Raw genomic sequence first — 13,072 nt, forward strand, 5'->3', positions numbered from 1 at the left:
GCCTTTCCGTGTCGCTCCGCGCACCACTCCCCGCGCAGCGCCTGCCCTCACAGCGTGAATCGCGCCACAGCACCACCAGGTAACACGGGGTTCACATTCGAGCAATGACCGGGAAATCGCCTGTTGACAGGCTGCCTGGCATCGAAAGCGGTGCCCCAGTGCCGCAGCGCCGCAGCACCCGCAAGTGCGTCTAGACACACCCCCGAAGGAAGTGGCCCGTGACCTTCAAGGCTGAGTACATCTGGATCGACGGCACCCAGCCGACGGCGAAGCTCCGTTCCAAGACGAAGATACTGGCCGACGACGCCAAGGGTGCCGAGCTGGGGATCTGGGGCTTCGACGGGTCTTCCACGAACCAGGCCGAGGGCCACTCCTCGGACCGTGTCCTCAAGCCGGTCTTCTCCTGCCCCGACCCGATCCGCGGCGGCGACGACATCCTCGTCCTGTGCGAGGTCCTCAACATCGACATGACGCCGCACGAGTCCAACACCCGTGCCGCGCTGGTCGAGGTCGCCGAGAAGTTCGCCTCCCAGGAGCCGATCTTCGGCATCGAGCAGGAGTACACCTTCTTCCAGGACGGCTACCCGCTGGGCTTCCCCAAGGGCGGCTTCCCGGCCCCCCAGGGCGGCTACTACTGCGGTGTCGGCGCCGACGAGATCTTCGGCCGTGACGTCGTCGAGGCGCACCTGGAGAACTGTCTGAAGGCGGGCCTCGCGATCTCCGGCATCAACGCCGAGGTCATGCCCGGCCAGTGGGAGTTCCAGGTCGGCCCGGTCTCCCCGCTGGAGGTCTCCGACCACCTGTGGGTGGCCCGCTGGCTGCTCTACCGCACCGCCGAGGACTTCGGCGTCGCCGCGACGCTGGACCCGAAGCCGGTGAAGGGCGACTGGAACGGCGCCGGTGCGCACACCAACTTCTCCACCAAGTCGATGCGCGAGGGCTACGACGCGATCATCACCGCGTGCGAGTCGCTCGGCGAGGGCTCGAAGCCGCTCGACCACGTCAAGCACTACGGCGCCGGCATCGACGACCGCCTGACCGGTCTGCACGAGACCGCCCCGTGGAACGAGTACTCCTACGGTGTCTCCAACCGTGGCGCCTCGGTCCGCATCCCGTGGCAGGTCGAGAAGGACGGCAAGGGCTACATCGAGGACCGCCGTCCGAACGCGAACGTCGACCCGTACCTGGTGACCCGCCTGATCGTCGACACCTGCTGCTCCGCCCTGGAGAAGGCCGGCCAGGTCTGATCACCGCGCACTTCCCGGAAGGGGCGCCCGCCATCTCGGCGGGCGCCCCTTCCGCGTGCCGGACGAGAGCGAGTTCACGCCGGGCAGGCGTCCAAGCAGTGAGAGCAGGCTCCTGTTGCGGGGTCGTGTCTGCTTCAATGGGCCCATGGCCAGCTTCCAGAACCACGCCGCGACGGGTCGCCATGACCTCGAGCCGTTCTGGCCTTCCCGTCAGCACCACGACTTCGACCGGGTGTGTTGCCGCGCGACGAACGCGCCGGCCCTCTAAAGCCGTACACCCCGGCCTTCGGCCAGCGCGCACGACGTACGTTCCCGTCGGACCTCTCGCGCGAAAGAGCTGACCTCTCATGGCGACCACTCGTTCCCTGTCCACCGCCGTTCCCTCCTCCCCCAACGGTTCGCGTCATCGACTGCGGGCCGTCGACCGGGACGAGGTGATCGATGTAGCGGAGTTCCTGCCGCCGGGCGCCACCTGGCTGCCCGCTCCCCCGCACACCCTCCCGACCCTGCCGGGGCAGCCGCCGATGATCGGCTACCTGGTGCTCGTCCCGGCCGACCAGCAGCCGCCGTTCGCGCCGGTGGCGGTGCCCGACGCGGCGCCGGAGGGCGGCGAGACCGCCGCCGACCCGCTCGTCCGCGTCGACACCGTGCAGCGCACGGCCGCCGTGGACGGACGCGAACTCGACCTCACCTACCTGGAGTTCGAGCTGCTCGCGCATCTGGTCACCCACCCCCACCGGGTGCACACCCGCGACCAGCTGGTGACGACGGTGTGGGGATACGGCCATGTCGGCGACGGCCGTACGGTCGACGTCCACATCGCCCGCCTGCGCCGCAAGCTCGGCTCCGAGCACCGCCGGGCGATCCAGACGGTGCGCCGGGTCGGCTACAAGTACGCACCCCCGACCGGACGTTGATCCCCTGAGCCTCTGCTGACGGCAGATACGCGTTCCGTCCCGCGGCTCCACCGGGCACAGTCACCGGCATGAGACTTCTGATGCTGGGCGGTACGGAGTTCGCGGGGCGGGCCGTCGTCGAGGCGGCCCTCGGGCGCGGCTGGGAGGTGACCGTCTTCCACCGGGGACGCCACGAACCTCCGGCCGGCGTGCGGTCCCTGCACGGCGACCGCACCGCGCCCGACGGGCTCGCCGCCCTGGCCGCGGCGGACGGCGACTGGGACGTGGTCGTCGACACCTGGTCGGCGGCGCCCCGGGCGGTGCTCGAGGCGGCGCGGCTGCTGCGGGGCCGCGCCGACCGGTATGTGTACGTGTCGAGCCGCTCGGTGTACGCGTGGCCGCCGGGCGCCGGGTGCACCGAGGACTCGCCCCTGGTCGAGGGAGCCTCGGCCGACGCCGACCAGACCGACTACGCCCGGGACAAGCGGGGCGGCGAGCTGGCCGCCGTCGAGGCCTTCGGCGCGGACCGCTCGCTGCTGGTGCGGGCCGGGCTGATCCTCGGGCCGTACGAGAACATCGGCCGGCTGCCCTGGTGGCTGAACCGGATCGCCCGAGGCGGCCCCGTCCTCGCGCCCGGGCCGTACGACCTGCCCCTCCAGTACGTCGACGTCCGTGACCTCGCGGAATGGATCCTCGACTCGGCGGAGCGGAAGGCGAGCGGACCGTACAACCTCGTCGGGCCCTCGGGGCACGCCACCATGGGCACGTTCCTCGACGCCTGCGTGGACGTCACCGGTGGCTCCGCCGAGCTGCGCTGGACCGACCCGGACGTCGTCCTCGACGCGGGCATCGAGCCGTGGCAGCAGCTGCCGGTGTGGCTGCCGCCGGGCAGCGAGGGACATGCGGCCCTGCACAGCGCGGACGTCTCCCGGGCGCTCGGGGCGGGCCTGCGCTGCCGACCGGTCACCGAGACCGTCGCCGACACCTGGAACTGGTTGCGGGGCATCGGCGGAGTGGCGCCGCAGCGCCCGGACCGGCCGGCGGTGGGACTGGACCCGGAGCTGGAGGCGAAGGTCCTCGCCGCGACCGGAGGTGTACCTGGCACCACCTCCTGACCGGCCGCCCAGCCCCAGTGACCGCCGCCTCCCGCTCGGCCAGACTGACGCCATGACGACCATCGAGACGAAGAGCGGCACCGGCCGCACCGGGACGCGAGGCGTGGGGCGGGCGGCGGTACGGGGGCTCGGGCTGGCGCTGGTGACGCTGCCGGGGGCGGTGCTCTGTTTCACGCTCACCCTGGTGTCCCTGGCGCTGATACCGATCGGGATCGGGATCGTCACCACGCCGTGGGTGCTCACGGGGGTGCGGGCGTTCGCCGACTGGCGGCGGGTCCTGGCCGCCCAGTGGTGCGGGGTGCAGATCCCGTCGGCGTACCGGCCGGTCCCGGAGGACGCCAACCCCTGGACGCGTACCTTCGCGATGCTCCGCGATCCGGCGACCTGGCGGGACCTGAGGTGGCTGCCCGTCGACATGACCGCGGGCTTCCTCACCGCGCTGCTGCCGGCCGTGCTGCTCTTCTACCCGCTGGAGGGGTTCGCGCTGGCGGCCGGGCTGTGGCGGGTCTTCCCGGACGGGTACTGGTACGGGTTCGTGCCCGTCTCCGGCCAGGCCTCCGCCTTCGGCGCCGCCGCACTGGGCCTCGTCATCCTGTTCTTCGCCCACTTCCTCACCCCGCGGCTGCTGGAGGCCCACTTCCGGCTGACCCGGGCGGTGCTCGCCTCCAACCAGGGCGAACTGGCCGAGCGGGTGCGGGTGCTGACCGAGACCCGGCGCGACGCCGTCGACACCTCCGCCGCCGAACTGCGGCGCATCGAGCGGGACCTGCACGACGGGGCGCAGGCCCGGCTGGTCGCGATGGGCATGGATCTCGGCACCATCGAGGTGCTGCTGGACAAGAACCCCGAGCAGGCGAGGAAGCTGCTCGCGCAGGCCCGCCAGTCGTCCGTGGACGCCCTCACCGAGCTGCGCGACCTGGTGCGCGGCATCCACCCGCCGGTGCTCGCCGAGCGCGGACTGGGCGACGCCGTACGGGCGTTGGCACTGCGGCTGCCGGTGACCACCGAGGTGGAGGTGGACCTGCCCGGCCGGGCGGACGCGCCCGTGGAGTCGGCGGCGTACTTCGCGGTCAGCGAGGTGCTCACCAACGCGGTCAAGCACGCGGACGCCGACCGGATCTGGGTCGACCTGCATCACGTCGCGGAGGGCGCCGGCCTGCTGCGGATCTCGGTCACCGACAACGGCAGGGGCGGCGCGGCGACCGGGGCCGGTTCGGGTCTGGCCGGGGTGGAGCGTCGACTGGGTACATTCGACGGCGTCCTGGCCGTCAGCAGTCCCGCGGGCGGTCCCACCATGGTCACCATGGAGATCCCTTGCGCGTTGTCCTAGCCGAAGACCTGTTCCTGCTGCGGGACGGACTCGTCCGACTTCTGGAGGCCTACGACTTCGAGATCGCGGCGGCCGTCGAGAGCGGGCCGGAGCTGGCCGCCGCGCTGGCCGAACTGGAGCCGGACGTCGCGGTGGTCGACGTACGACTGCCGCCGACGCACACCGACGAGGGCCTGCAGTGCGCGCTGAACGCCCGCCGGGACAGACCCGGCCTGCCGGTGCTGGTGCTCTCGCAGCACGTGGAGCAGCTGTACGCGCGTGAGCTGCTCGCCGACGGCAGCGGCGGGGTCGGCTATCTGCTGAAGGACCGGGTGTTCGACGCGGAGCAGTTCGTGGACGCCGTACGGCGGGTCGCGGCGGGCGGTACGGCGATGGACCCGCAGGTGATCCAGCAGCTGCTGTCCCGCCGGGCGGCCGACGACCAGCCGCTCGGCCGGCTCACGCCCCGGGAACGCGAGGTGCTGGAACTGATGGCGCAGGGCCGCACCAACGCGGCGATCGCCGCCAAGCTGGTGGTCACGGAACGGGCGATCGCGAAACACACCGCCAATATCTTCGCCAAACTGGGGCTGGAAGTGTCGGACGACGACAACCGTCGCGTCCTGGCGGTTCTCGCGTATCTCGACCACGGCCGCTGAAATCGGGACCCCGCCCGGGCACCTCCTGTGAGGGATCAACAACTCCTCGTATTCCATGGGCAGTTGAAACCGAATTGTCTCGCGAACCTCTCATCAATTTCTGAGACGGCTGAACACCACTGGGACCGCTTGCGTATTCAGGGGAGCCGCTTCACTCCTGTCGGGCGCCTCGATAGCCCCGCAAGGAAGTCAGAGGAGTTCCATGGGACGCAACACAAGAAAACGCCGTATGCCACTGGCCACCAAGGCCGTTGCCGCTTCGGCAGCCCTAGCGCTCGGTGGGGGCGGGCTGATCTGGGCAAACTTCTACGCCTCGGCTCATGAGACAGGCTCGGGGCAGAATCAGACCAAGGCCACGGGCGCTCAGGTCGCGACGATCAACTGCCCGGACGTCGGCCAGAAGCTGACGGACGTGCCAGAGGGCGCGCGCCAAGGCGTCGCCAAGGAGCTGGCGCTGCTCGACAGGCAGATCACGGACGCCTACACGCGTCTCGCCGACACGCGCCAGGCCCAGGCAGGAGACGCCGGCTACGTCAACAACGCCATCCTGGGCCCGCTGAAGTCCAAGCGGGTCGCCACCATCGACCGGATCGGCATCAACATCAACCGCGTGGGCGGTAAGGCTCCGCAGGGGATCGACCAGCTCGCCGAGTGTCAGGGCGTCCCGGCCGAACAGCCGGAGACCAACGACGGTCAGGGCGGGGACCAGAACAACGACGGTCAGGACCAGGGCCAGGACCAGGGCCAGGACCAGGGTGACGGTCAGGACCAGGGCCAGGACCAGGGTCAGGACCAGGGTGACGGTCAGGACCAGGGCAACGGCGGTCAGGCCGGCAACGGCCCGGTGGCCGACGACTTCGTCAACATCGAGGACGTCCAGCCCAACTCCCGCAACCTGCCGAACGGGCTGGCCGCGAACGGGGACACCGGTTCGACGGGCAGCTTCACCACGAACTGCGGCACCAACGAGAACGAGAACCGCAACTCGGACAACGTGATCGTCGCTCCCGGTGTCAGCAACGGTGCGCAGCACCAGCACGACTACGTCGGCAACCAGGCCAACGACGCTTTCGCGAGCGACGAGGACCTGGCGAACGGCGAGACGACCTGCCAGAACCAGGGCGACAAGTCGTCCTACTTCTGGCCGGTACTGCGGGTGCAGGACGGCCAGAACGACATCGACGCGGACGCGCCCGGTGGCGGTCAGGACAGCAACGTCGGCACCATCCAGCAGACCGCCCAGGCGGAGCTGAAGTTCGTCGGCAACAAGACGAGCGATGTCGTCGCGATGCCCACCGCCCTGCGCATCATCACCGGTGACGCCAAGGCCTTCACCAACGGTCTCGCGAACGCCAACACCGCTTGGAGCTGCACCGGCTTCGAGGACCGGCAGGTGACGGACAAGTACCCGATCTGCCCCGAGGGCAGCTCCGTGGTGCGCACGTCCGCCTTCCAGAGCTGCTGGGACGGCCAGAACATCGACAGCGCCAACCACCGTACCCACGTGGCGTTCGTCCAGGCCGACGGCACCTGTGCCAACGGCTTCCAGGCCATCCCCCAGCTGCAGGTCAAGCTGGTCTACGACGTGCCGGCCCCGCAGATCGAGAACGGGCAGGTCGTGAACCCGTTCGCGGTGGACTCCTTCCCGGAGCAGTTGCACAAGCCGATCACCGACCACAACGACTTCATCAACTTCTTCGACGAGAACGTGATGAACCAGATGGTCGACTGCATCAACAGCGGCGAGGACTGCCAGTAGTCCTGACCCAGTAGGAAGCCGGCGGTGGGATTCCCCACCGCCGGCTTTCGTTTGCCCGCCCCCGATATGACCCGCGCGGAAAGACCAGCGCGGTCAGCCGCTGTGACCGGAGCCGGAGTGGGTGGCCTCGCCCCCCGTACCACCGTGGCCGCCGTTCATGTGAGCGGACCCTTCCTCCATGGTCCCGCCGAGCGTGGTCCGCAGCTCGGTGACCGTCTTCTCCTCGCCGACGGCGACCCACTTGCGGCCCACGAGGTAGTAGCCGCCGTAGTCCTTCGCCCCGTTCAGCCACTCGCGCTGACCGCGGTCGGTGGCGAAGGTGGCGAGGACGTACTTCTCGTCGCCGTTCTTGCAGATGGCCTGCCGGATCGTGTCCGCGTCCGTCTGCATGTTCGGCTTGCACTTCGCCTCGGCGGCCAGGTGTTCGAGGCTGCCGGTCGCCGTCTTGGGAACGGCCGCCTCGCCGTCCCCGTCGGATCCGCAGCCCGCCAGCGCAAGCACCAGCGCCGCGCCGCTCAGCGCGAGCATCGGTCGGGTCACCCTCATCTGTTCCTCCGGTCGCCTGCATCGGACCATGCCTCGGTCGGCCCCGGCAAGGGGCCCGTCCCCTTCGATACGGCTCCCGGGCCCGCCGCGCTCAAATCCGCTGCCATGACGGGGCACACCCGTGCGAAAGTGTCCCGGTGAACCAGGACTGGGAAGACCGCGTGACCGCCGCTTGGGCGACCTTCGACGACTACGCCGAGGAGGCGGCGGCCGACTTCCGTGCGCTGATCGACACGCTGGTCGCCGAGCTGCCTCCGGGCAGTCCGCTCGGCCCCTTCGAGGGGGCCTGCGCCTGGGACTCGACGGGCCACTCGGACAAGGCCGTTCCGCTGTACCGGGAGGCCCTCGCCCGCGGCCTCGACGGATACAAGGGGCGGCGCGCCAGGATCCAGCTGTCCAGTTCCCTGCGGAACACCGGACAGGCCGAGGAGGGCGTCAAGCTGCTGACACCCGAACTGGACGCCCCTTCGGACGAGTTGGACGACGCGGTACGCGCGACACTCGCCCTGTGCCTGTCCAGCCTCGGCCGCGACCGCGAGGGCCTCTCCCTCGTCCTGGGCGCCCTCGCGCCCCATCTGCCGCGTTACCAGCGCTCGATGGCGAACTACGCGCGGGCTCTCGTCGATCCTCAGGAGTGAGTCACCCGGGTGGCGGTGACCAACCACCGATTCGCTCGTTCTGCTGAACGTGCAGTCACAGGATGTCGCCCCGCGCCCCGCACCCGGCTCCGGCTCCGCCGCCGCTTCCTCGTCGTCCGACCCGCTCGTCGACGTCGAGCAGGCAGAAGCGGCGCTCGTCGAGCACTACCCCCGGCTCGTCCGGCTCGCCTATCTGGTGCTGCCACCGGGCCTCGGCCGCAACCGGCGCGTGGTGACCGCACACGCGCTCACCCAGCGCGCCCTGCCCCGGCGCCGGACGCCGGCACCTGTGATCCCGGCCCAGTCGACCGGCCGCGAGGGTGACCCGGGCTACGCCTTCGTCCGACTCCAGGTGCTGCGTACGGCACTGGAGGCGGGCCTGCCGCTGACGCTCAGGGCATGGCCCAAGCAGTCCCAGCTGCCGCCGCTGCTGCCCCAGGTGTGGGGCCTGCGTCTCTTCCCGCGCTCGGGCGGCGCCGACGAACTCGCCCTGGACCAGCGGCTGTCCGCCCTGTCCGGACCGGCCCGCGCCGCATACGTGCTGCGCGGCCTGGAGAAACTCCCGGACGGCGACGTACGCGAGGTGCTCACCACGGCGGGCGTCGACGACGTGGACGCCGCGCTGGACGAGGCCGACGAGGTCCCCGCGCAGTACGCGCTGCTCGACTCCCCCGAGTTCGACCCCTGTTCGCTGCAGGCCCGGCCCACCGACCTGATGCGGCGCCGCCAGCACCTGAAGGCGGCGCTCGCCGCCGCGGCGGCCGTCGCGGTGTGCGGGGCGTTGCTCGGCCTGCCCGGTGACGGCTGGGCACCCGACGGCGCCGCCGCCCCGTCCTACGCGCAGAACCCGTCGGCCCAGGCGGCTCTCGACCCGGCCAACCTGACCAAGGTCCCGGACACCGCGTGGCAGTCCGCCTCGCGCACCGACTTCTCCGTCTGGCCCGCCCGCGGCGAACTCACCGGCGACAGGGCACTGCTGCGCCGCGCGCTCGCCGTCTGGGCCCGCCCCGGCGAGACCGTCCAGGTCTCCGCCACCCCGGGCACCCCCTCGGGCGGCCCGGCCGGCCCGCCGCAGCTGCTGTACGCCGGGGACGTCGACAACGCGCGGGTGGTGATCTTCTACGACGGTCTGCGCATCGCCCGGTACGCCGAACCGAAGGGCAGCACCAGGGGCGCCGCGCTCGACTTCGCGCGGGTCGACGGGGCGACCGGCGCCGAGTCGAACGCGGTGGTGCTGGGCCGGGCCGACGGCAACGTCCGTTACCTGACGGCGCCTTGGGTGAAGAAGGCGGCCGAGCGAGACCTGCTGAAGCCGGGCACCGGCGCGATGGACCTCACACTGACCGACGGTGTCACCTCACCGCTGGCCAGCGCCGCCCTGCAGACCGGCGCGTGCACCTCGTGGAACGTGCTCCAGCTGACGGACGGCTCCGGCACCCGCCTGTCGACCGACCTCGGCGAACTGGTCCCGGCCCGCCTCACCACCGGCCGCCCGGGCTCGGAGCGCGACGCGACCGGCGCGGCGGCGCTGCGCGCCTGGGCACCGTTCGCCTGCTCGCTGTCCGCCGTGCGCTCACAGGGAGTGCGGTCCGTGAACTCCTGGGAGTACGCCACCCAGTCGCTGCCCGACGCGAGCGGGTCGGCCTCGTGGGTGTGCACCCGCGCCGAGACCTGGCGGGGCGGCGGGACGCGCGTGCTGGCGCAGTTCCACACGCCGGGCGGGGCGTACGGGGCGGTCGCGGCGAAGGCCGAGAACGTGCCGGCGTGCGGTCCGCGCGACCCGCATGTGCTGGCCGGCGTGCTGTGGAAGTCGGAGGCGGGGTCCTGGTACCTGCTGGCGGCGGGCGGCCGGGGCACCGCGTCGATCACGGCGACGGGCGGGGTCGACGGTTCCGCGCAGGGCAACCTGCTGGCCGTGAAGACGAAGGCGGGAGCTCAGGCGGGCCTGCAGGGCGAGTTGGAGAACGGACGGTCGATCAACGCCCTGCGGTAGCCGGGCACCGGCGTCCTGCCGCCGCCCGGGCCGAGGACGTGATCATCTTGTGTCGGATATGTGAACGCCGCTGGCCGGTCCGGTCCGTTCGGGGCCGGATCCGATCGGTAAGGTGTTCGCATGACTATCGGGGTGCGCCGCAGAATGGGTGTCGAGGAGCGGCGGCAGCAGTTGATCGGCGTCGCCCTCGAACTGTTCAGCCGTCGCTCGCCCGACGAGGTCTCCATCGACGAGATAGCCGCGGCCGCCGGCATCTCCCGCCCGCTGGTGTACCACTACTTCCCCGGCAAACTCAGCCTGTACGAGGCCGCGTTGAAGCGCGCGTCGGAGGATCTGGCCAGCCGGTTCGTCGAACCGCGGGAGGGTCCGCTGGGGGCCCGGCTGCTGCGCGTGATGCACCGGTTCTTCGACTTCGTCGACGATCACGGGCCCGGTTTCTCGGCGTTGATGCGCGGCGGCCCGGCCGTCGGCTCCTCGACGACCAACGCGCTCATCGACGCCGTACGGCAGGCCGCGTATGACCAGATTCTTTCGCATCTGCGCGTGGAGAACCCGCCCGCGCGACTGGAACTGGTCGTCCGTTCCTGGATCTCGCTCGCCGAGTCGACCGCACTGATCTGGCTGGACGGCCGGCGCATCCCGCGCCGCGAGCTGGAGGCACAGCTCGTGCACGACTTCGCCGCACTGGCAGCCGTGAGCGCCGCGTACGACGAGGAGATGGCCGCGCTGATCCGGCACATGTTCAAGGACGAGCCGACCGACGGGCCGTTCACCGACCTGGTCGGCCGGCTGATCGCGCTGGGCTCCTAGGCCCGGACAGCCGTGAAGGGGCGCGGGGCGATGTCGGTATGCGGCTCCGCGCGGGCGCTCAGCTCTCGAACTTACGGTAGGACGCGTCCAGTTCGCGCACCTCGGCCGAGGCGTGCAGCGCCAGCCCGTCGGCGGGCTTCACATACGTGCGGAGCAACTCCAGTACCGCTTCGGTCAGTTGCGCCTTCGTCTCGTCGGTGCGGCCGGCCAGCAAGGCGAGGGAGACATGGACGATGGCGTGACCGTTCCCGTCCCGGCCCACGGTTGTGTCCTCGGTCGCCCGGAACCGGGTCTTGCACGCCTCGTGCTTCGCGGCCGCGATCTCCACCACCGCGTCGTGCAGGGCGAGCGCGAAGCCGCGCCGGTCGAAGCCCTCGGCGAGGGGCGTGGAGTAGTCGACGGTGATCTGCGGCATGGGGACTCCTGTTCTGGGCAACAGGACCCACCCTAGTTCTTCAGTTGCAGCGCCAGCATCGCGATGTCGTCCTCGCGCTCGTGGCCGAAGCAGGCGAGGAGTGTGTCGCACAGGGCGTCCAGGCCCGGCAGGGAGCCGGTGGCGGCCGCGCGGAGGTGCTCCATCGAGACCTCGAGGTCGGTGCCCCGGTTCTCGATCAGGCCGTCGGTGACCATGAGGAGCCGGTCGGAGGGCTCCAGGAACAGCTCGGTGGGCGGCGGATGCGGCAGGCCCACGCCGAGCAGCGGACCGTTGACCTTGGTGTAGTCGGCGCTGCCGGTGTCCCGGATGATCAGCGGCGGGATGTGCCCCGCGTTGGCGATGCGGGTGCGGCCGGTGCCGGGGTCGATCAGGGCCAGGCAGACGGTGGCCGTGACGTCGGGGTGGTAGACCTGGAGCATCCGGTCGAGGCGCTCGGCGAGCACGGCCGGGTCGCTCTCCTCGAGGCAGTAGGCGCGCAGCGCGTGCCGGATCTCGACCATGACGGTCGCCGCCTCCAGCGAGTGCCCGACGACGTCACCGACCGCGGCGAGCACGCCGTCGCCGGTGCGCAGTACGGCGTAGAAGTCGCCGCCGATCTCGGTCTCCCGGGACGCGGGCACATAGCGGACCACGACGTCCATACCCGGCAGCTCGGGCAGCCGGTGCGGCAGGGGCAGGAAGCTGTGCTGGAGGGTGAGGGCGACGTGCCGCTCGACCTGGTACATGAGCAGCGGCTCGGCGGCGAGCGCGGTGGCCTGGGCGAGCCGGGCCAGCAGGGCCTCGGCCTCGGGGCCCGCTCGGCGCAGCCCGCGGGTGGGCGCGGCCAGGCACACCGGGGCCCTGCCGTCCTGGGTGACGACCAGCGCCAGGCGGGCGTCGTGCTGCACGCCGGGCCGGAAGAACCCGGCGGGCCACAGCGGTGCGGGCACGGTGGTGATCTGCACTCCGGCCTGTCCGCGGGTGAGCCGCCGCAGCAGGCCGGCCACGGTCCGGTGGGCGCTCTCGTCCGGCAGCGCGATCGAGGTGCGGTCCCGGGAGAGGCCGCGGAACAGCTCGTCATCCTGGCCGAGGACGAAGACGGCGGCCGGAGAGCCGGTGAGCCGCGCGGTGCCGTCGGCGGCGGCGTCGGCGAGCTCCTGCAGGGAGCGCGCCGCCTGGATGGTGACGATCGTCTCGGAGAGCATGGTCAGCCGCCGGACCTGCGCCTGGCCGTCGGCCCGCAGCCGGGCGGCGCGCACCGCGGCCCGGACCGCCGCCTCGATCGCCTCGGGCTCGGCGGGCATCGCCAGGAACGCCTCGGCGCCCTCGTCCAGCGCCTGGCAGCGGTCGCCCGGGACCACGGCGACGGCCGAGCAGTGCACGACGGGCAGGCCGGCCATGCGCGGCCGTTCCTTGAGCCGGCGGCACAGTTCGAAGCCGCTCATGTCCGGCAGGTTCACGTCGATCAGGGCCACGTCGGGCAGGTTCCCCTTGCGCAGCCGGGTGTCGATCTCGGTGAGCGCCTCGTGGCCGGTGGCGACCTGGACGACCCGGTGACCGGCGCGGCTCAGTACGGCGGCCAGGGCGTACCGACTGTCCGCCACGTCGTCCACGACCAGCACGGTCGTGCCTGTCTGCTTGCCGTTGACGTCCATCTGCCAGCCCCTCGGACACACCGGTGGGGC

General features: G+C 71.4%; 12 protein-coding genes. 9 read left to right on the plus strand and 3 right to left on the minus strand.

Features of this window, described 5'->3' with window-relative positions; genetic code table 11:
* The first annotated feature begins 218 nt into the window (after positions 1-218).
* The 6 genes from glnII to QFZ76_RS15430 all read left to right on the plus strand — a co-directional run bounded on the left by glnII (position 219) and on the right by QFZ76_RS15430 (position 6,985).
* Positions 219-1,247, plus strand: a complete 1,029-nt coding sequence (gene glnII, locus QFZ76_RS15405; RefSeq protein WP_307674269.1) for a glutamine synthetase — start codon at positions 219-221, stop codon at positions 1,245-1,247.
* 347 nt (positions 1,248-1,594) lie between these two features.
* Positions 1,595-2,164 carry a winged helix-turn-helix domain-containing protein gene (locus QFZ76_RS15410; protein ID WP_307674270.1) on the plus strand — a complete coding sequence of 190 codons (570 nt, stop codon included), beginning with the start codon at positions 1,595-1,597 and terminating at the stop codon, positions 2,162-2,164.
* A gap of 68 nt (positions 2,165-2,232) precedes the next feature.
* Complete coding sequence (locus QFZ76_RS15415; RefSeq protein WP_307674271.1) at positions 2,233-3,258, plus strand: NAD-dependent epimerase/dehydratase family protein; 1,026 nt, start codon at positions 2,233-2,235, stop codon at positions 3,256-3,258.
* A 52-nt stretch (positions 3,259-3,310) separates the two neighbouring features.
* Positions 3,311-4,588, plus strand: a complete 1,278-nt coding sequence (locus QFZ76_RS15420; protein WP_307674272.1) for a sensor domain-containing protein — start codon at positions 3,311-3,313, stop codon at positions 4,586-4,588.
* Positions 4,573-5,226 carry a response regulator transcription factor gene (locus QFZ76_RS15425; RefSeq protein ID WP_053755370.1) on the plus strand — a complete coding sequence of 218 codons (654 nt, stop codon included), beginning with the start codon at positions 4,573-4,575 and terminating at the stop codon, positions 5,224-5,226. The genes QFZ76_RS15420 and QFZ76_RS15425 overlap by 16 nt, the downstream gene beginning before the upstream one ends.
* 202 nt (positions 5,227-5,428) lie before the next feature.
* On the plus strand, positions 5,429-6,985 hold the full coding sequence (locus tag QFZ76_RS15430) for a DUF1996 domain-containing protein (RefSeq protein WP_307674273.1): 1,557 nt from the start codon (positions 5,429-5,431) through the stop codon (positions 6,983-6,985).
* Between the two features lie 93 nt (positions 6,986-7,078).
* Here the strand turns inward: QFZ76_RS15430 and QFZ76_RS15435 are convergent, their stop codons facing one another.
* Positions 7,079-7,531: a hypothetical protein gene (locus QFZ76_RS15435; RefSeq protein ID WP_307674274.1), complete on the minus strand. Its 453-nt coding sequence runs from the start codon at positions 7,529-7,531 to the stop codon at positions 7,079-7,081.
* A 137-nt stretch (positions 7,532-7,668) separates the two neighbouring features.
* Here QFZ76_RS15435 and QFZ76_RS15440 point away from each other — a divergent pair, with 137 nt between their 5' ends.
* The 3 genes from QFZ76_RS15440 to QFZ76_RS15450 all read left to right on the plus strand — a co-directional run bounded on the left by QFZ76_RS15440 (position 7,669) and on the right by QFZ76_RS15450 (position 10,972).
* On the plus strand, positions 7,669-8,169 hold the full coding sequence (locus tag QFZ76_RS15440) for a tetratricopeptide repeat protein (RefSeq protein ID WP_307674275.1): 501 nt from the start codon (positions 7,669-7,671) through the stop codon (positions 8,167-8,169).
* Between the two features lie 49 nt (positions 8,170-8,218).
* Positions 8,219-10,162 carry a hypothetical protein gene (locus tag QFZ76_RS15445; protein ID WP_307674276.1) on the plus strand — a complete coding sequence of 648 codons (1,944 nt, stop codon included), beginning with the start codon at positions 8,219-8,221 and terminating at the stop codon, positions 10,160-10,162.
* Positions 10,163-10,282: 120 nt separating this feature from the next.
* Positions 10,283-10,972, plus strand: a complete 690-nt coding sequence (locus QFZ76_RS15450; RefSeq protein ID WP_307674277.1) for a TetR/AcrR family transcriptional regulator — start codon at positions 10,283-10,285, stop codon at positions 10,970-10,972.
* A gap of 58 nt (positions 10,973-11,030) precedes the next feature.
* On the opposite strand, the gene QFZ76_RS15455 is transcribed toward QFZ76_RS15450, so the two are convergent.
* Both QFZ76_RS15455 and QFZ76_RS15460 read right to left on the minus strand, forming a co-directional pair.
* Positions 11,031-11,387 carry a 5-carboxymethyl-2-hydroxymuconate Delta-isomerase gene (locus QFZ76_RS15455; RefSeq protein ID WP_307674278.1) on the minus strand — a complete coding sequence of 119 codons (357 nt, stop codon included), beginning with the start codon at positions 11,385-11,387 and terminating at the stop codon, positions 11,031-11,033.
* 32 nt (positions 11,388-11,419) lie between these two features.
* Positions 11,420-13,042, minus strand: coding sequence for a fused response regulator/phosphatase (locus QFZ76_RS15460; protein WP_307674279.1), 1,623 nt, complete (start codon positions 13,040-13,042; stop codon positions 11,420-11,422).
* Between the last annotated feature and the right edge of the window lie 30 nt (positions 13,043-13,072).

This window comes from Streptomyces sp. V4I2, from assembly GCF_030817655.1.
Classification (GTDB): domain Bacteria; phylum Actinomycetota; class Actinomycetes; order Streptomycetales; family Streptomycetaceae; genus Streptomyces; species Streptomyces plumbiresistens.

Bases quoted from the DNA above. Each gene is read 5' to 3' on its own strand.
- QFZ76_RS15410 (WP_307674270.1), top strand. From the start codon at position 1,595: ATGGCGACCACTCGTTCCCTGTCCACCGCCGTTCCCTCCTCCCCCAAC.
- QFZ76_RS15420 (WP_307674272.1), top strand. From the start codon at position 3,311: ATGACGACCATCGAGACGAAGAGCGGCACCGGCCGCACCGGGACGCGA.
- QFZ76_RS15455 (WP_307674278.1), bottom strand. From the start codon at position 11,387: ATGCCGCAGATCACCGTCGACTACTCCACGCCCCTCGCCGAGGGCTTC.
- QFZ76_RS15430 (WP_307674273.1), top strand. From the start codon at position 5,429: ATGGGACGCAACACAAGAAAACGCCGTATGCCACTGGCCACCAAGGCC.
- QFZ76_RS15435 (WP_307674274.1), bottom strand. From the start codon at position 7,531: ATGAGGGTGACCCGACCGATGCTCGCGCTGAGCGGCGCGGCGCTGGTG.
- QFZ76_RS15460 (WP_307674279.1), bottom strand. From the start codon at position 13,042: ATGGACGTCAACGGCAAGCAGACAGGCACGACCGTGCTGGTCGTGGAC.
- QFZ76_RS15450 (WP_307674277.1), top strand. From the start codon at position 10,283: ATGACTATCGGGGTGCGCCGCAGAATGGGTGTCGAGGAGCGGCGGCAG.
- QFZ76_RS15415 (WP_307674271.1), top strand. From the start codon at position 2,233: ATGAGACTTCTGATGCTGGGCGGTACGGAGTTCGCGGGGCGGGCCGTC.